General features: G+C 66.8%; 13 protein-coding genes. 10 read left to right on the forward strand and 3 right to left on the reverse strand.

From position 1 onward, the window contains the following. Window positions 1-2: 2 nt before the first annotated feature. Window positions 3-1,304: a sensor histidine kinase gene (locus QO207_RS25505; protein ID WP_301535049.1), complete on the reverse strand. Its 1,302-nt coding sequence runs from the start codon at window positions 1,302-1,304 to the stop codon at window positions 3-5. 215 nt (window positions 1,305-1,519) lie between these two features. On the opposite strand from QO207_RS25505, the gene QO207_RS25510 reads away from it, so the two are divergent. Together QO207_RS25510 and QO207_RS25515 are read left to right on the forward strand one after the other, a co-directional pair. Then, complete coding sequence (locus QO207_RS25510) at window positions 1,520-1,690, forward strand: DUF2897 family protein (RefSeq protein ID WP_301535050.1); 171 nt, start codon at window positions 1,520-1,522, stop codon at window positions 1,688-1,690. Between the two features lie 100 nt (window positions 1,691-1,790). Continuing rightward, window positions 1,791-2,555, forward strand: coding sequence for a CPBP family intramembrane glutamic endopeptidase (locus QO207_RS25515; protein WP_301535051.1), 765 nt, complete (start codon window positions 1,791-1,793; stop codon window positions 2,553-2,555). 260 nt (window positions 2,556-2,815) lie between these two features. On the opposite strand, the gene QO207_RS25520 is transcribed toward QO207_RS25515, so the two are convergent. Then, complete coding sequence (locus tag QO207_RS25520; RefSeq protein WP_301535072.1) at window positions 2,816-3,436, reverse strand: TetR/AcrR family transcriptional regulator; 621 nt, start codon at window positions 3,434-3,436, stop codon at window positions 2,816-2,818. Window positions 3,437-3,667: 231 nt separating this feature from the next. Between QO207_RS25520 and QO207_RS25525 the strand changes: the two genes are divergently transcribed. The 8 genes from QO207_RS25525 to QO207_RS25560 all read left to right on the forward strand — a co-directional run bounded on the left by QO207_RS25525 (window position 3,668) and on the right by QO207_RS25560 (window position 15,494). Continuing rightward, window positions 3,668-5,470: an acyclic terpene utilization AtuA family protein gene (locus tag QO207_RS25525; protein WP_301535052.1), complete on the forward strand. Its 1,803-nt coding sequence runs from the start codon at window positions 3,668-3,670 to the stop codon at window positions 5,468-5,470. Window positions 5,471-5,611: 141 nt separating this feature from the next. After that, window positions 5,612-6,487, forward strand: coding sequence for an SDR family oxidoreductase (locus QO207_RS25530; protein ID WP_301535053.1), 876 nt, complete (start codon window positions 5,612-5,614; stop codon window positions 6,485-6,487). A gap of 3 nt (window positions 6,488-6,490) precedes the next feature. Next, window positions 6,491-8,107: a geranyl-CoA carboxylase subunit beta gene (gene atuC / locus QO207_RS25535; protein WP_301535054.1), complete on the forward strand. Its 1,617-nt coding sequence runs from the start codon at window positions 6,491-6,493 to the stop codon at window positions 8,105-8,107. 104 nt (window positions 8,108-8,211) lie between these two features. Then, a complete protein-coding gene (gene atuD, locus QO207_RS25540; protein WP_301535055.1) occupies window positions 8,212-9,372 on the forward strand; it encodes a citronellyl-CoA dehydrogenase in 1,161 nt (386 codons plus the stop codon). Between the two features lie 133 nt (window positions 9,373-9,505). Continuing rightward, a complete protein-coding gene (gene atuE, locus QO207_RS25545) occupies window positions 9,506-10,303 on the forward strand; it encodes an isohexenylglutaconyl-CoA hydratase (protein ID WP_301535056.1) in 798 nt (265 codons plus the stop codon). A gap of 68 nt (window positions 10,304-10,371) precedes the next feature. Further along, window positions 10,372-12,354 (forward strand): geranyl-CoA carboxylase subunit apha, encoded by a 1,983-nt coding sequence (atuF, locus tag QO207_RS25550; protein ID WP_301535057.1) that lies wholly within the window; start codon window positions 10,372-10,374, stop codon window positions 12,352-12,354. A 152-nt stretch (window positions 12,355-12,506) separates the two neighbouring features. Beyond that, window positions 12,507-13,328 carry an NAD(P)-dependent oxidoreductase gene (locus QO207_RS25555; RefSeq protein ID WP_301535058.1) on the forward strand — a complete coding sequence of 274 codons (822 nt, stop codon included), beginning with the start codon at window positions 12,507-12,509 and terminating at the stop codon, window positions 13,326-13,328. A gap of 336 nt (window positions 13,329-13,664) precedes the next feature. Further along, complete coding sequence (locus QO207_RS25560) at window positions 13,665-15,494, forward strand: long-chain-acyl-CoA synthetase (protein ID WP_301535059.1); 1,830 nt, start codon at window positions 13,665-13,667, stop codon at window positions 15,492-15,494. A 1,238-nt stretch (window positions 15,495-16,732) separates the two neighbouring features. Here the strand turns inward: QO207_RS25560 and QO207_RS25565 are convergent. Then, window positions 16,733-17,311: a hypothetical protein gene (locus tag QO207_RS25565; RefSeq protein WP_301535060.1), complete on the reverse strand. Its 579-nt coding sequence runs from the start codon at window positions 17,309-17,311 to the stop codon at window positions 16,733-16,735. Window positions 17,312-17,400 lie beyond the last annotated feature (89 nt).

Genomic DNA, 17,400 nt, shown 5'->3' on the forward strand with positions numbered 1-17,400 from the left:
GTTCAGGCGCTCCGTTTCAGTTCGCTGGCCTGCACGAGCGGCAGGCTGATGAGGAATCGCGTGCCGCGTCCGGGTTCGGACGCCACGCGGATGCGGCCGCCGTGGTCCTGGACGATCTTGTAGCTGATCGACAGGCCCAGGCCCGTGCCCTGCCCCACCGGCTTGGTGGTGAAGAAGGGGTCGAAGATGCGCGCGCGCACCTCCTCGTTCATGCCCTTGCCGTTGTCCTGCACCGAGAGGTGCACATGGGTCTCGTCGGCCCAGGACTTCACCTGGATCAGGCCGAATTTTTCCATGGCCTGGGCGGCGTTGGTCAGCAGGTTGAGCAGCACCTGGTTGATCTGGCTGGCGGCGCAGGCGACCTTGGGCAGCGCGCCGAGCTGGGTGGCGACCTCGGCCTTTTCCTTGATGCTGTTGCGGGCGATCAGCAGCGCGCTGCGCACGCAGTCGTTGAGGTCGACTTCCTCGCTGCGGGCACGGTCCAGGCGGGCGAAATCCTTCAGCCCGCCGACCAGCTCGCCGATCTGCGCGAGGCCGAAGTCGGTGTCGCCGAACAGCTGGTCGAGGTCGCCCACCAGTTGCTCCAGCGCGGCCTCGTCGCGGGCCTGCTCGAAGGCGGCGCGGGCGCGGGTCAGTTGCTCGGGATCGCAGGCTGGGTCGTCCAGGCATTCGTTGAGCAGGGTCTGCGCCTCGGTCAGGCCGAGCAGCGGGATCAGCAGTTCGCGCAGCAGCGCGACGTTGTTCTTCACGTAGCCCAGCGGGGTGTTCAGCTCGTGGGCGACGCCGGCGACCATCTGCCCGAGGGAGGCCATCTTCTCCGACTGCACCAGCTGCGCCTGGGATTCGCGCAGGTCCTGCAGGGTCTGGTGGAGCACGCGGTTGCGCTGGGCGACGCGCTGCTCCATGGCCTTGAGCAGGTCGAGCACGGTGCCCAGGCCGAGGTAGCGGCCCTGCTCGTCGATCAGCACGAAGTCCTCGGTGATCGGGTAGCTCAGCTGTGCAGTGACCTGTTGCGAGGCTTCCTCGAGGCTGAGGTCGGCACGCACCTTGAGCGGCTGCGCGTTCATCACGTCGCTGGCCGGGCGGCGACCCCAGAGGTCGCGGCCGAAGCGCTGCATGAAGATGTCCTGCAGGCCGTTGCGGCTGACCAGCCCCAGCGGCATGCCGGCGGCGTCCACCACCGGCAGCGAGAGGAAGGAACGGTGCTCGGCGTCGAGGAAGCGTTCAGCTACGTCGCTGATGCTCAATTCCGGGGCCAAGGGCGCTACCTGGCGCAACAGCTCGTGCAGGGCGCGGGTGGTCATCGGCGAAACTCCGGTCGCTGGGATGGGCGCCAGTAGAGCAGCGGCAGATTGCCATCCTGTGACAGCCGTCGCGCGGCCGGGAAGCTTCACGGCGCGGTCATCGGCGTGCAACAACTGCCCATGCCCGCGAATTCTCTGAACCGCAGCGCGCCTGACAAGGTCTGAATCACAGCGTATCGTGAGTCAATTCCTGCCACTTTTTCGGAGACGCGGCCATGCCCTGGTATGCCTGGTTGATCATTGCCCTTGCCATGGGCTCCATCGTCGGCGCGCTGATGATGCTGCGCGACACCGCGAAGAAGCTCCCGCTCACCGAGGAACAGCTCAAGCGCATCCACGAGCGCAATGCCGAGATGGATGCCAAGGAAGCGCAGGACAAGCGCTGAAATGGGCTAACTGACTGACGCTTCAGTCAAAAACTGGCCTCGGCGATGGCCAGCGGCGGTTGAAATTGCCTAGACTGCGCCTCCCTGGATGGAGGAAAGAATGCTCAGGAAACTCCTGCCGCTGCTGCCGATCGTGTTGTTGCTCTGCGGATTCGCGCTGGGCTTCGTCCAGCCGGTGGGGTTGCTGATAGGCGCCGTCTACATCGCCTGGACCCTCTACGCCGAGGCGCGCCTGCCGCGTCTCATTTGGTGGCCTGTGTGCCTGGTGCTGAGCGTGGCGCTGGCCGCGCACCTGCTGCCCGGCACGACTTCGTGGACGCTCTGGCCGGTGCGCCAGCTCAGCCCCGACGCTCCCGTCTACGCCCTGCACCTGTCCTGGGACAAGGCCCTGGTGGGCATCACCCTGCTCGCCTGGTGGCTGCGCCGCGAGCCGGTCGCCGAAGAAAAACRCTCGCCGGACTTTGCCGCCATCGCCATCGTCACCACGCTGTTCGCCGTGCCGCTGGTAGCCGTGGCGGGCGGCCTGGTGGTGTGGAACCCGAAATGGCCGCCGGGCTTCTGGCTGTGGATGCTGGTCAACGTCTGCGTCATCTCGCTGACCGAGGAAGCCTTCTTCCGCGGCCTGCTGCAAAGCGAACTGGTACGCCGCCTGGGCGCCTTCTTCGGGGTGGCGCTCTCCAGCATCCTGTTCGGCCTGGTGCACTGGCCAATCAACCCGCTGTTCGCCGTGGTCGCCGGCGTCGCCGGCCTCGGCTACGGCCTGGCCTTCCACTTCAGCGGCCGCCTGATCGTGCCCGTGCTGCTGCATGCGGCGGTGAACTGCCTGCACCTGCTGCTGTTCAGCTATCCGTTGCGGATTATCTGAGTAGTTCCGCGCGGCCGGCGGGCTATCGCGGACGAAGTCCGCTCCTACCGAACTTGAACCATGCGTAGGAGCGGACTCCGTCCGCGATTGGTATCCATCTCCCTCCAAGCTCGGCCTGGAACGGGTAATCCGTCGAGGCCGTGGCACCGGGTCAGATCGATTCCGCCGGTGAGCTATCGCGGACGGAGTCCGCTCCTACCGAACCTGATACGTGCGTAGGAGCGGACTCCGTCCGCGATCGATTTCCGCCAACGCCGAACTCACTCGCGCATCACCAGCAACAACGCCTGCTGCGCCAGCTCGTCGAGGGTCAGGCTGCCCTCGGGGCGGAACCAGGTGATCGACCAGGACAGCGCCCCGGTGAGGAAACGCCGCAGGATGAACGGATCGCCCTGGCTGTAGCCGGAAAGCCGCGCCTCTTCCAGCACCTCCAGCCACATCTGCTCGTAGATGTCGCGCAGGCTGAGGATGTAGGCCTGGCCCTCTTCCGACAGCGAGCGCCATTCGTAGACCAGTACCGCCATCGCCTCGCCAGTGCCGCCGGTGATCGACTGCAGTTCGCAGCGGATCAGCGCCAGCAGGCGCTCGCGCAGGGTCGTCGCGTCGGCCAGGGCCGCGCGCATCAGGGCGGTGTTGTAGAGGATGGTTTCCTCCATCACCGAGCGGAGGATTTCGTCCTTGCTCTTGAAGTGGTGGAAGATGCTGCCGGACTGGATGCCCACCGCGCCGGCCAGGTCGCGCACCGTGGTGCGCTCGTAGCCCTTGCTGCGGAACAGGTGGGCGGCGGTCTGCAGCAGCTTGCCGCGGGCGCTCTCCGGGTCGGTGATCTGCCCGGTCCCGACCAGCTCCTGCATCACTTCGCGAGCTTTGCGGTCATCCACGCTGTTTCTCCCCATGGGCCGCATCCGGCCGATCTGCTCAGGACGATTCATCGAAACGTCCTGCAAGTGCTTGTGTTGTCTGACGAAATGTAAGCCCGCGAATACCAACCAAGCAAGCGCTTGGCCATCCAATGGTTGGGGTGCCGGTGACAGACAGCCACAATTCGGCTCTTTTCAACCAAGCGCTTGCTTGGTAATGTCGTTCCATCACTCAGCGTCACGGGCAGAACAATGACTAGAACCGTACGTATCGGTTGCGCCTCCGCCTTCTGGGGCGACACCTCCACCGCCGCCGCGCAGCTGGTGCGCGGCGCAGAAATGGATTACCTGGTGTTCGACTACCTCGCCGAGATCACCATGTCGATCATGGCCGGGGCGCGCCTGAAGAATCCCGAGGCAGGCTACGCCACCGATTTCGTCGAGGTGATGACACCCCTGCTGGGCGACCTCGCGGCGAAACAGGTGCGGGTGATCAGCAACGCCGGCGGGGTGAATCCCGGCGCCTGCGCCAGCGCCCTGGCCGCCGCCTGCGAGAAGGCCGGTGTGGCGCTGAAGATCGCCGTGGTGCACGGCGACAACCTGCAGCCGCGCCTGGGCGAACTGGCCAAGGCCGGCATCCGCGAGATGTTCAGCGATGCACCGATGCCGCCCATGTGTGTCTCGGTCAACGCCTACCTCGGCGCTCCCGGCATTGTTGCAGCGCTGCAAGCCGGCGCCGACATCGTCATCACCGGCCGCGTGGTGGACAGCGCCGTGGTCAGCGCCGCCCTGGTGCATGAATTCGGCTGGGCCTGGAACGACTACGACAAGCTGGCCCAGGCCGCCCTGGCCGGGCACATCATCGAATGCGGCGCGCAGTGCACCGGCGGCAACTTCACCGACTGGGAAAGCGTGCCGGACTACGAGCACATCGGCTTCCCCGTCGTCGAAGTGCAGGCCAGCGGCGACTTCGTGGTGACCAAGCCGCAAGGCACCGGCGGGCTGGTGACGCCGCTGTCGGTGGGCGAGCAGATGCTCTACGAGATCGGCGACCCGCGCGCCTACCTGCTGCCCGACGTGGTCTGCGACTTCACCCAGGTCAAGCTTGCCCAGGTGGGCAACAACCGCGTCGCCGTCAGTGGCGCGCGCGGGCTACCGCCGACCGGGCAATACAAGGTCAGCGCCACCTACCCGGACGGTTTCCGCTGCACCGCCAGCTGCCTGATTGCCGGCATCGACGCGGTGAAGAAGGCTGAGCGGGTCAGCCAGGCGATCATCGCCAAGACCGAGGAAATCCTCATGGAACGCGGCTGGGGCCCGTACCGCGAGGTGAGTATCGAACTGCTCGGCAGCGAGGCCACCTACGGCCCGCACGGGCGCCGCGGCGACAACCGCGAGATCGTGGTAAAGCTCGCCGTGCGCCACAGCCGCAAGGAGGCGCTGGTGCTGTTCTCCCGCGAGATCGCCCAGGCTGCCACCGGCATGGCGCCGGGTCTGACCGGCATCGTCGGCGGCCGACCGACCGTGTACCCGGTGATCCGCCTGTTCTCCTTCCTGATCGACAAGGACAGCTGCGAGCTGGCGGTGGATATCGACGGTGAGCGCCACAGCGCCGCCCTGCCCGCCCTCGATACCTTCGACCCCGCCGCGCTGGCCGACGACCTTCCGGTGCCGGCCGCCAGCGGCCCGGCCCAGGCCAGCGTGCCGCTGGTGAAGCTGGCCGTCGCGCGCTCCGGCGACAAGGGCAACCACAGCAACATCGGCGTCATGGCGCGCAAGGCTGAGTACCTGCCGTGGATCGCCGAGGCGCTGAGCGAAGGCGCCGTGGCCGAATGGATGCAGCACGTGCTCGACCCGCAACTGGGCCGGGTCGGCCGCTGGTACCTGCCGGGCAGCCACAGCCTGAACTTCCTGCTGGAGAACGCCCTGGGCGGCGGCGGCGTCGCCAGCCTGCGCATCGACCCGCAGGGCAAGGCCTTCGCCCAGCAGTTGCTGGAATTCCCGGTGGCGGTGCCGCAGCACATCGCCGATGAAGTGAACGCCCACACCCTGTAGGAGCGAGCTTGCTCGCGAACGCTTTTCGCCGGAGGCAATGACGTCAGGCGGTTCGCGAGCAAGCTCGCTCCTACAAAAGAACAGCGTTAGAGCGCCACCTTGACATGGTGGGGTCCAAACCCGGCAGGACGACAACAACAAATGGCATACGACTCGATCTTCAAACCCGGCCTGTTCGACGGCCAGACCATCATCGTCACCGGCGGCGGCAGCGGCATCGGCCGTTGCACTGCCCATGAGCTGGCGGCCCTCGGCGCCCACGTGGTGCTGGTCGGGCGCAAGGCGGAAAAGCTGGAGAAGACCGCTGGCGAAATCATCGAGGACGGCGGCAGCGCCAGTTGGCACAGCTGCGACATCCGCGACGAGGAGGCGGTGAAGGCACTGGTGGCGCAGGTCATCGCCGAGCGCGGGCCGATCCATCATCTGGTCAACAACGCCGGCGGCCAGTACCCCGCGCCGCTGGCCTCGATCAACCTCAAGGGTTTCGAGGCCGTGGTGCGCACCAACCTGGTGGGCGGCTTCCTGATGGCCCGCGAAGTGTTCAACCAGAGCCTGAGCAAGACTGGTGGCAGCATCGTCAACATGCTCGCCGACATGTGGGGCGGCATGCCCGGCATGGGCCACTCCGGAGCCGCCCGCGCCGGCATGGAGAACTTCACCAAGACCGCCGCCATCGAGTGGGGCCACGCCGGGGTACGGGTCAACGCCGTGGCGCCGGGCTGGGTCGCTTCCAGTGGCATGGACACCTACGAAGGCGCGTTCAAGGCGGTGATCCCGACCCTGCGCGAGCACGTGCCGCTCAAGCGCATCGGCACCGAGTCGGAAGTCTCCGCCGCCATCGTCTTCCTGCTCTCCCCCGGCGCCGCCTTCATCAGCGGCAACACCATCCGCATCGACGGCGCCGCCAGCCAGGGCAGCCGCGCCTTCCCGCTGGTGAAGGGCAAGCCGGGGCAGAGCCGCTCCTACAACGGCTTCCACCGCGCCTACCTGCCGGACGTCCTCAAGGATCAGGAGTAAGCGATGCCCGTCATCCAATCCGAAGTCGATCCCCAGGGCGAAGAATTCGCCCGCAACCGCGAGGCCATGCTGGCCGCCGTGGCGAGCTTCCGCGAGGTCGAGCAGAAGGTGCTGGACAAGGCCGCCGAGGCCAAGCCCAAGTTCGACAAGCGCGGCCAGCTGCTGCCGCGCGAACGCCTGAACCTGCTGCTGGACGCCGGCGCGCCGTTCCTCGAAATCTCCTCGCTGGCCGGCTACAAGCTGCATGACGACAAGGACGGCACCCAGGCCGGCGGCGGCATCATCTCCGGTATCGGCTACATCGCCGGGGTGCGCTGCCTGGTGACCGCCAGCAACAGCGCGATCAAGGGCGGCACCATCTCCCCCACCGGGCTGAAAAAGACCCTGCGCCTGCAGCAGATCGCCTTCGAGAACAAGCTGCCGGTGGTGGCGCTGACCGAGAGCGGCGGCGCCAACCTGAACTACGCCGCGGACATCTTCGTCGAGGGCGCTCGCGGCTTCGCCAACCAGGCACGCATGTCGGCGGCGGGCATTCCGCAGGTCACCGTGGTGCATGGTTCGTCCACTGCCGGCGGCGCCTACCAGCCGGGGCTGTCGGACTACGTGGTGGTGGTGCGCGGCAAGGCCAAGATGTTCCTCGCCGGCCCACCGCTGCTGAAAGCCGCCACCGGCGAAATCGCCACCGATGAAGACCTCGGCGGCGCCGAGCTGCACGCCCAGGTCGCCGGCACCGCCGAGTACCTGGCGGAGAACGACGCCGACGGCGTGCGCCTGGCCCGCGAGATCCTCGCTTCGCTGCCGTGGAATGCGCAGTTGCCAGCGCGCCCAAAGAAGGAGTGGGACGCCCCGCTGCACCCGGCCGAGGAGCTGCTCGGCGTGGTCCCGGCGGACGCCAAGAAGCCCTATGACGTGCGCGAGATCGTCGCGCGCATCGCCGATGGTTCGCGCTTCCTCGACTTCAAGAACGAATTCGACAGCCAGACCGTCTGCGGCCACCTGCACATCGAAGGCCACGCCTGCGGCCTGATCGGCAACAACGGCCCGATCACCCCGCAAGGCGCGGCCAAGGCGGCGCAGTTCATCCAGCTGTGCGAGCAGAGCAACACGCCGATCCTGTTCCTGCACAACACTACCGGCTTCATGGTCGGCACCGAATCCGAGCGCCTGGGCGTGATCAAGCACGGCTCGAAGATGATCCAGGCGGTGGCCAACGCCACGGTGCCCAAGCTCACCCTGGTCGTCGGCGGCTCCTACGGCGCCGGCAACTACGCCATGTGCGGCCGTGGGCTGGACCCGCGCTTCATCTTCGCCTGGCCCAACAGCCGCACGGCTGTGATGGGCGGCGCCCAAGCCGGCAAGGTGCTGCGCATCGTCACCGAGGAGAAGCACGCCAAGGAGGGCAAGGAGCCCGACCCGAAGATGCTCGACATGCTCGAACAGATGACCGCGCAGAAGCTCGACGCCCAGTCCACCGCGCTCTACGGCACGGCGAGCCTGTGGGACGACGGGCTGATCGACCCGCGCGACACCCGCGCGCTGCTCGGCTACCTGCTGGACATCTGCGCGGAGGCGGCCGTGCGGCCGCTGAAGAACAACCGTTTCGGCGTTGCACGATTTTGACTGTAGGGCGCATGACGCCTCCGGCGTCATCCGCCAAGCCGGCGGATAAAGCGTTCCGCTTTATTCGCCCTACCTGACTTGAAAGATCCCACGGAGAACAAGAAATGATCTTCACCCAGGAACACGAAGAACTCCGCCGCACCGTGCGCAATTTCGTCGAGCGCGAGATCAATCCCTACGTCGACGAATGGGAAAAGGCCGGCCGCTTCCCGATTCATGAGGTCTTCAAGAAGGCCGGCGATCTCGGCCTGCTGGGCATCTCCAAGCCGGAGAAATTCGGCGGCATGGGCCTGGACTACAGCTACTCGGTGGTCGCTGCCGAAGAGTTCGGCACCATCCATTGCGGCGGCGTGCCGATGGCCCTCGGCGTGCAGACCGACATGTGCACCCCGGCCCTGGCGCGCTTCGGTTCCGACGAGCTGCGCGAGGAGTTCCTGCGGCCGGCGATCGCCGGCGAGATGGTCGGCTGCATCGGCGTCTCGGAAGTCGGCGCCGGCTCCGACGTGGCGGGCCTGAAGACCACCGCGCGCAAGGATGGCGACGACTACGTCATCAACGGCAGCAAGATGTGGATCACCAACTCGCCGTCCGCCGACTTCATCTGCCTGCTGGCCAATACCTCCGACGACAAACCCCACGTCAACAAGTCGCTGATCATGGTGCCGATGAAGTCCAAGGGCATCAGCGTCAGCCCGCACCTGGACAAGCTCGGCATGCGCAGTTCGGAGACCGCCCAGGTGTTCTTCGACGACGTGCGCGTGCCGCAGCGCAACCGCATCGGCGCCGAGGGCGCGGGCTTCATGATGCAGATGCTGCAGTTCCAGGAGGAACGCCTGTTCGGCGCCGCCAGCGGGATCAAGGGCCTGGAGTACTGCGTCAACGCCACCATCGACTACTGCAAGGAGCGCAAGACCTTCGGCCAGTCGCTGATCGACAACCAGGTCATCCACTTCCGCATGGCCGAGCTGATGACCGAGATCGAGTGCCTGCGCGCCCTCACCTACCAGGCCACCGAGCAGTACATCCGTGGCAAGGACGTGACCCGCCTGGCCTCCATGGCCAAGCTCAAGGTCGGCCGCCTGGCCCGCGAAGTCACCGACGCCTGCCTGCAGTACTGGGGCGGCCAGGGCTTCATGTGGGAGAACCCGGTGTCCCGCGCCTACCGCGACACCCGCCTGGTGTCCATCGGCGGCGGCGCGGACGAAATCATGCTGGGGATCATCTGCAAGATGATGGGCACCCTGCCGGGCAAGAAGAAGGGCTGAGAGCCTTTGGCTCTTCGTAGGAGCGAGCTTGCTCGCGAACCGCATGGCACCTCGGCGCCAAGTGAAACTCCGTTCGCGAGCAAGCTCGCTCCTACAGAAAACCGGCCGATACCGAATTGACGAGGACCCCGGCATGAACGAATTGCCGAACTGCGAAACCCTGCTGCTGGAAGCTGACGGCGGCGTGTTGCACGTCACCCTGAACCGCCCGGACAGCCGCAACGCCATGAGCCTGGCGATGGTCAGCGAACTGCGCGCGGTGCTCGCCGCCGTGCGCGACGACCGCGCCGTGCGCGCCATCGTCCTGCGCGGCGCTGGCGGGCACTTCTGCGCCGGTGGCGACATCAAGGACATGGCCGGCGCTCGCGCCGCCGGTCCCGATGCTTACGCCGCGCTGAACCGCGCCTTCGGCGGCCTGCTGGAGGAAGCCCAGGCGCAGCCCCAGGTGCTGGTCGCCGTGCTGGAAGGCGCGGTGCTCGGCGGCGGCTTCGGCCTCGCCTGCGTCTCGGACATCGCCCTGGCGGCGATGGACGCGCAGTTCGGCCTGCCGGAAACCAGCCTCGGCATCCTGCCGGCGCAGATCGCACCCTTCGTCGTGAAGCGCGTCGGCCTGACCCAGGCGCGACGCCTGGCGCTCACCGCCGCCCGCTTCGACGGCCGCGAGGCGCTGCGCCTGGGCCTGGTGCACGCCTGCGCGGACGGCGCCGAGAGCCTCGGCGAGCAGTTGGCCCAGACGCTCGACCAGGTGCGCCGCTGCGCCCCCGGCGCCAACGCCGCCACCAAGGCGCTCCTGCTGGCCACCGAGACCGAGGCCCTCGGCCCGCTGCTGGACGACGCCGCGCGCCAGTTCGCCGCCGCGGTGACCGGCGCGGAAGGTGCCGAAGGCACCATGGCCTTCGTGCAGAAACGCAAACCGAACTGGGCGCAGTGACTCACCGCGCACGCCAGACAACCCCCTCTCCCTTCAGGGAGAGGGCTGGGGAGAGGGAAATAGCCAGCATGCCCAGCTTCGACAAGATCCTGATTGCCAACCGTGGCGAGATCGCCTGCCGGGTGATCCGCACCGCCCATGACCTGGGCTACCGCACCGTGGCCGTGTACAGCGAGGCCGACGCCAACGCCCGCCACGTGCAGCTGGCCGACGAAGCCGTGTGCATCGGCCCGGCGCCGGTGGGCCAGTCCTACCTGAAGCCCGAAGCGATCCTCGACGCCGCGAAGCGCACCGGCGCCGGCGCCGTCCACCCCGGCTACGGCTTCCTCTCGGAGAACGCCGACTTCGCCCGCGCCTGCGAAGCCGCCGGCATCGTCTTCATCGGCCCCGGCGTGGAGGCCATCCACCTGATGGGCAGCAAGCGCCTGTCGAAGATCGCCATGCTCGAAGCCGACGTGCCCTGCATCCCCGGCTACGAAGGCGCGGAGCAGGACGACGCCACACTCACCCGCGAAGCGCAACGCATCGGCTACCCGCTGATGATCAAGGCCAGCGCCGGCGGCGGCGGGCGCGGCATGCGCCTGGTGACCCGCAGCGAAGACCTCGCCGAACAACTGCGCACCGCGCGTTCGGAAGCACAGAACGCCTTCGGCAGCGGCGAGCTGATCCTGGAAAAGGCCGTGGTGCAGCCGCGCCATGTGGAAATCCAGGTGTTCKGCGACAGCCACGGCCACATCGTCTACCTCGGCGAGCGCGACTGTTCGGTGCAGCGCCGCCACCAGAAGGTCATCGAGGAAGCGCCCTGCCCGGTGCTCAGCGAAGAGCTGCGCGCCGCCATGGGTGCGGCAGCGGTGAAGGCCGCCGCTTCGGTGAACTACCTGGGCGCCGGCACCGTGGAGTTCCTGCTGGACGCCAGCGGCGCCTTCTACTTCCTGGAAATGAACACCCGCCTGCAGGTGGAGCACCCGGTCACCGAGCTGGTCACCGGCCAGGACCTGGTGGCCTGGCAGATCCGCGTCGCCGAAGGCCATCCGCTGCCGCTGACCCAGGAGCAGATCCAGCTCAGGGGCCACGCCATCGAAGTGCGCCTGTACGCCGAGGACGCAGGTGGCGGCTTCCTCCCGCAGACCGGCCAGGTACTGCGCTGGACGCCGCCGCAATTGGACGGCATCCGCATCGACCACGGTCTGCGCGAAGGCCAGCCGGTGACGCCGTTCTACGACCCGATGCTTGCCAAGGTCATCGCCTACGGCGCCACCCGCGACGAGGCGAGGCGCAAGCTGATACGCGCCGTCGAGGACTGCGTGCTGCTGGGCGTGACTGGCAACCAGCGTTTCCTCGCCAACCTGCTCAAGCACCCGGAATTCGCTGCCGGCAAGGCCACCACCGCGTTCATCGGCGAGCAGTTCGCCGGCGACCCGAGCCTGGCCCCGCGCCAGCCGCAGGCACTGGAGCTGGCCTGCGCCGCCGCCCTGCTCTACCAGGCCTCGGCCAACGACCGCGCGCACCAGCCCGGCCTTTCCGGCTGGCGTAGTGCGGGTAGTGCGCCGTGGCGTTTCGCCCTCAAGCATGGCGAGGAGAAATTCGTCGTCGAGCTGCAGGTCCGCGAGCACGGCCCCCAGCCGACGCTGCTGGTGCGCATCGGTGACAGCGAGATCAACCTGCGGCTGCTCGGCGAAGAGAACGGCGACGCTATCCTCGAAGCCGACGGCATCCGCCGCCGCCTGCCCTTCCACCGCGACGGCGCACGCCTGTGGCTGTATGGCACGGACGGCAATCTGGAGCTGCAGGACGTTACCCACGAACCGGCCGGCGCTGCCGCGGGCGCCGGCTCCGGCACGGTGAAGGCGCCGATGGATGGCGCCATCGTCGACGTGCTGGTGGCCGAGGGTACGCGGGTCAGCAAGGGCCAGCTGCTGCTGGTGCTGGAAGCGATGAAGATGGAGCACCCGCTCAAGGCCGGCGTCGACGGCGTGATCCGCCGCGTGCAGGTGAGCAAGGGCGAACAGGTGAAATCCCGGCAGTTGCTGGTGGAAGTGGAGGCAGAATAAGTCTGACCCACTCTTCACTTTGCGCTTTTCGTAGGAGCGAGCTTGCTCGCGAACAATCCCCGCTGCGGGGCCGGTTCGCGAGCAAGCTCGCTCCTACAGCCACCACCAGTCCCACAGCTGAAGACTCATAACAAGAACACGGAGCCCCACGCATGTCCCTTAACGGCAAAACCCTCTTCATCACCGGCGCCAGCCGTGGCATCGGCCGCGAAATCGCCCTGCGCGCCGCCCGCGACGGCGCCAACATCGTCATCGCCGCCAAGAGCGCCGAGCCCCACCCGAAACTCGAAGGCACCATCTTCAGCGTCGCCGAGGAAGTCGAGGCTGCCGGCGGCAAGGCGCTGGCCCTGCAACTGGACGTGCGCGACGAGAACGCCGTGCGCGATGCCATGGCCAAGGCTGCCGAGCACTTCGGTGGGATCGACGCGGTGATCAACAACGCTGGCGCCATCAAGCTGGTCGGTGTGGAGCGCCTGGAGCCCAAGCGCTTCGACCTGATGTACCAGATCAACACCCGCGCCGTGATGGTCTGCAGCCAGGCCGCGCTGCCCTACCTGAAGCAGAGCAAGGGCCACATCCTCAGCCTGTCGCCGCCGATCAACCTGGCGGGCAAGTGGTTCGCCCAGCACGGCCCCTACACCGTCACCAAGTACGGCATGAGCATGCTCACCCTGGGGATGCACGAGGAGTTCAAGAAGTACGGCATCAGCGTCAACGCGCTGTGGCCGAAGACCATGATCGCCACTGCCGCCATCGAGTTCGAACTGGGCAGCCGCGACGCCTTCAAGCGCGCGCGCACCCCGGCGATCATGGCCGATGCCGCCTACGCCATCCTCTCCAGCAGCGAACGCGCGATCAGCGGGCGCCTGCTGATCGACGAGGACATCCTCCGCGAACAGGGAGAGACCGACTTCGAGCAGTACCGCTTCGACCCGGACGGCGGCAGCCTGGTGCCCGACCTGTTCCTCGACTGACCGCCTTCCATCGCACCACGGCCAACGGCGGATAACCGCAAGCGGTTATTCGCCCTGCGCCCCTAAGCACCAGCTCCCCGAAGGGCGCATAGCGCGGCACGCGTTATCCGTCGAAAGGCCGCCAATGCCCCGCCCTGCGGCATTTACCAATCGACACAATCCCACCCTGGCCGCCCGGCCAACCGCTCCTAGACTGCGATGAACACGCTGCCGGCCGGTTTGCCGATCTGCCCGGCCACGTGCGCACCTGGGCCATAGCCTCCCGCCAGGGGCCGGCCTAGAGTCGCGCTTGAGCGTCTGCAAGCCAGACAACAATGACAATAAGGGCACGCGTCAATGAGCCACGCCGACATCATCACCCCGACCCGTTTCCTCGCCCACCTGCCGGCCACCCTCGGCCGCGTGCCGCGCATGCTGCGCGGGCTGTACTACACCGGCATCCGCAACCGCGAGAAGAACCTCTCCCTGGGCTGGGCGCTGGAGCGCGCCGCGCGTCTCTACCCGGATAGCCCGGCGCTGATCGACGAACGGCGGCGCCTGTCCTATGCCCTCTTCAACGGCTGGGCCAACCGCCTCGCGCGGGCCTTCCAGGCTGAAGGCGTAGGCCATGCCAGCGTGGTGGCAGTGATGCTGGAAAACCGCGCCGAACTCATGGTAGTACTCGCCGCCCTGGCCAAGCTCGGCGCCATCGGCGCGCTGGTGAATACCACCCAGCGCGGCCAGGTGCTCAGCCATAGCCTGAACCTGGTCAAGCCCAGCCACTTCGTGGTCGGCGAAGAACTGCGTGAGGCTTTCGAGGACGTCCGCCCGGCCCTGGAGAACAGCGGCGGGCGCTGCTACTGGATCGCCGACGGCGACGACGCCTCGCAGGTGCAGCCGCAAGCCCCGGTTGGCTGGCAGAACCTGATGCGCCTGGCTCAGGAGCAGGATTCGAACAACCTCGCCGAAACCGCGCGGGTACGCCTGAAGGACGCCTGCTTCTTCATCTACACCTCCGGCACCACCGGCCTGCCGAAAGCCTCGATCATGAGCCACGGCAAGTGGATCAAGGCCTATGGCGGCTTCGGCCACTCCGGGCTGGGGCTGACCAGCAGCGATGTGCTCTACCTGACCCTGCCCTGCTACCACAACAACGCCGTGACCGTGTGCTGGAGCGCCGTGCTGGCCGGCGGTGCGGCCATCGCCCTGCGCCGCAAGTTCTCCGCCAGCGCGTTCTGGAAGGACGTGCAGACCTACCAGGCGACCTGCTTCGGCTACATCGGCGAACTCTGCCGCTACCTGCTCAACCAGCCCGAGTGCGCCGAGGAGCGCGGCAACAGCCTGACCTGCATGATCGGCAACGGCCTGCGTCCGTCGATCTGGAACGAGTTCAAGGAGCGCTTCGGCATCGAGCGCATCACCGAGTTCTACGCCTCCAGCGAGGGCAACATCGGCTTCACCAACGTATTCAACTTCGACAATACCGTGGGCTTCTCGCCGGCAACCTACGCGATCGTGCGCTACGACCTGGAGAACGACCAGCCGGTACGCAGCGCCAAGGGCTTCATGGAAAAGGTCGACAAGGGCGAAGCCGGCCTGCTGATCAGCGAGATCAGCGACAAGTGGCCATTCGACGGCTACACCGACCCGGCCAAGAGCGAGGCGGTGATCTATCGCAACGTGTTCAAGGAAGGCGATACCTGGTTCAACACTGGCGACCTGATGCGCGATATCGGCTTCAAGCACACCCAGTTCGTCGACCGCCTGGGTGACACCTTCCGCTGGAAGGGCGAGAACGTCTCCACCACCGAGGTGGAAAACGCCCTTGGCGCCTTCCCCGGCGTGGAGGATGCGGTGGTCTACGGCGTGGAGATCCCCGGCACCAACGGCCGCTGCGGCATGGCCGCACTGCGCCTGGCCGACGGCGCAACGCTGGACGCAGCTCTGCTGGCCGCTCACCTCGACCGCGAACTGCCCGCCTACGCCGTGCCGCTGTTCCTGCGCCTGCTGGCCCAGGTGGAGACCACCGGGACCTTCAAGTACAAGAAGACCGACCTAAAGCGCAACGCCTATGACCCTTCTGCCGTGACCGAGGCGCTGTTCGTGCGGCTGCCCGGCGAGGCGGACTATCGGGCTTTGGACGCCACATTGTTCGAGGCTATACGCGGCGGCACCCACCGTTTCTAGCGTCGACAGACTGTAGGAGCGAGCTTGCTCGCGAACCGCACACTGCCGACGTTTCACCTTGTTTGTAGCGGCATCGGCGGATAACCCGTTCCGGGTTATTCGCCCTACGCAATGCGCCGAGCTCGTCGCCGCCTCCCGTAGGAGCGGACCTTGTCCGCGAAATCCATCGCGGCGCAAATGGCAGCCACAGGGGATTTCCCATTGCCTGTTGGCGATTCGCGGAGAAGCTCCGCTCCTACGGAAGGGTTCGGAGCGAGGCGGTTCGCGAGCGAGCTCGCTCCTACGAAATGCCATACCGCACCGCTCTAAATCTGGCTCGGTTTTGGCTCTTGAAGGTTTCCAGAGGAATATCCGAGCGCGCCGGTGTTCCTCGTAGGGCGCATAACGCGCCAGCGTTACCCGCCGTCGCGGCATCGGCGGATAACCCGTTCCGGGTTATTCGCCCTACGCCATGCGATGAGCTCGCCGAACCTTCCCGTAGGAGCGGACCTTGTCCGCGAAATCCATCGCGGCGCAAATGGCAGCCACAGGGGATTTCCCATCGCCTGCCGACGATTCGCGGAGAAGCTCCGCTCCTACAGGGGAGTTCGGAGCGAGGCGGTTCGCGAGCGAGCTCGCTCCTACGAAAAGCCGCGCCGCACCGCTCCACATCTGGCTCCGGCTTTGGCTCTTGAAGGTTTCCAGAGGAATATCCGAGCGCGCCGGAGTGCCCGTAGGGCGCATAACGCGCCAGCGTTATCCGCCGTTGAGGCATCGGCGGATAACCCGTCCCGGGTTATTTGCCCTACGCAAACACCCGCTTCGGTTTTGGCTCTGAGAGACTTCAAGAGAAACATCCGCACGCGCCGAATGCCCCTTTCAGGAGGCCGAAGGTGATCGGAGTTTCAGGGGTTGAGCGACATGGATGTCGCGAGAGCGTTGCCGGGCCAGGGATGGCCCGTCAACGCGGGCCCCTGGAACTCCGAAGAACCGAGGGTACTTTTCGCGAAGCGAAAAGCCGGATGTAGGGGCGAGACCTTTTGGTTCCTTTTGGGGCGTTTGCCAAAAGGGACTCGCCCGAGGGGGCGAAACAAGAAGCCCGCGCGCACGCCGAAGCGACGCAGAAATACCCAAGCCGAAGCAGTAAACAGCACTCCCGCAACATGGGCGCCAGAGCATGCGCCGGCCCTGCCGGCGGATCGCGGACAAGGTCCGCTCCTACAACGAGGCCCCCATGCCGCAGCATGGGCATCGCCGGCTCAATGCCGGAAGTTGAACTGCACCTCGGCACCCTTGATATCCGAATGCCAACTGTCGTCATTGCCCTGACGCTCGTTCGGCTCGCGCTGGATCAGTTGGCCACCCACCGAGAACGGGCTCACGTCGGTCTTCTCGCCAAACATCGGCGGCAGGATCGGCTTGTCCTCCAGCTCCACCGTGGTCGCCGGATGCTCCGGTTCCAGCTGCTTCACCAGGTCCTTGGGCAACCGCAGATCAAGCTTCACCGGCGGCAGCGGCTTATGCACGGCCGGGTCGGTCTTGTGCACCTGCGCGGCAGTCTTCGACGGCGCCTTGGCCTCGGGCTTGGTGGCGGCCTGCACAGCCGGTGCCTTGGGCGAGGCGATGGCCTTGGCCGCCGCCGGCTTGGCCTCGGACTCGCGCGGCTGCTCGGCAGCCGGTTTCGGCGCGGGAGCCGGTGTAGCCGGTGCCGGCTCGGCCGGGGCGGCAGTAGTGGCCGCCGGGGGTGTCGGCGCGGCAGCCTTGTCCTTGTGTTCGTCGCCACAGGCGGCGAGCAGCAGGGCAAGGCTGGCGACTAGGAGAATTCGGTACGTCTTCATGGGCAGGCCGTCAGAAAAACCGCGCCATGCTGGCGCGAGATCGGGTCCGGAGCAAGAGGCTTGCCAGGGCAAACCCCCTTCTATCGAAC

The sequence above is a fragment of the Pseudomonas sp. CAN1 genome (genome assembly GCF_030462585.1).
Taxonomy (GTDB): Bacteria; Pseudomonadota; Gammaproteobacteria; order Pseudomonadales; family Pseudomonadaceae; genus Pseudomonas.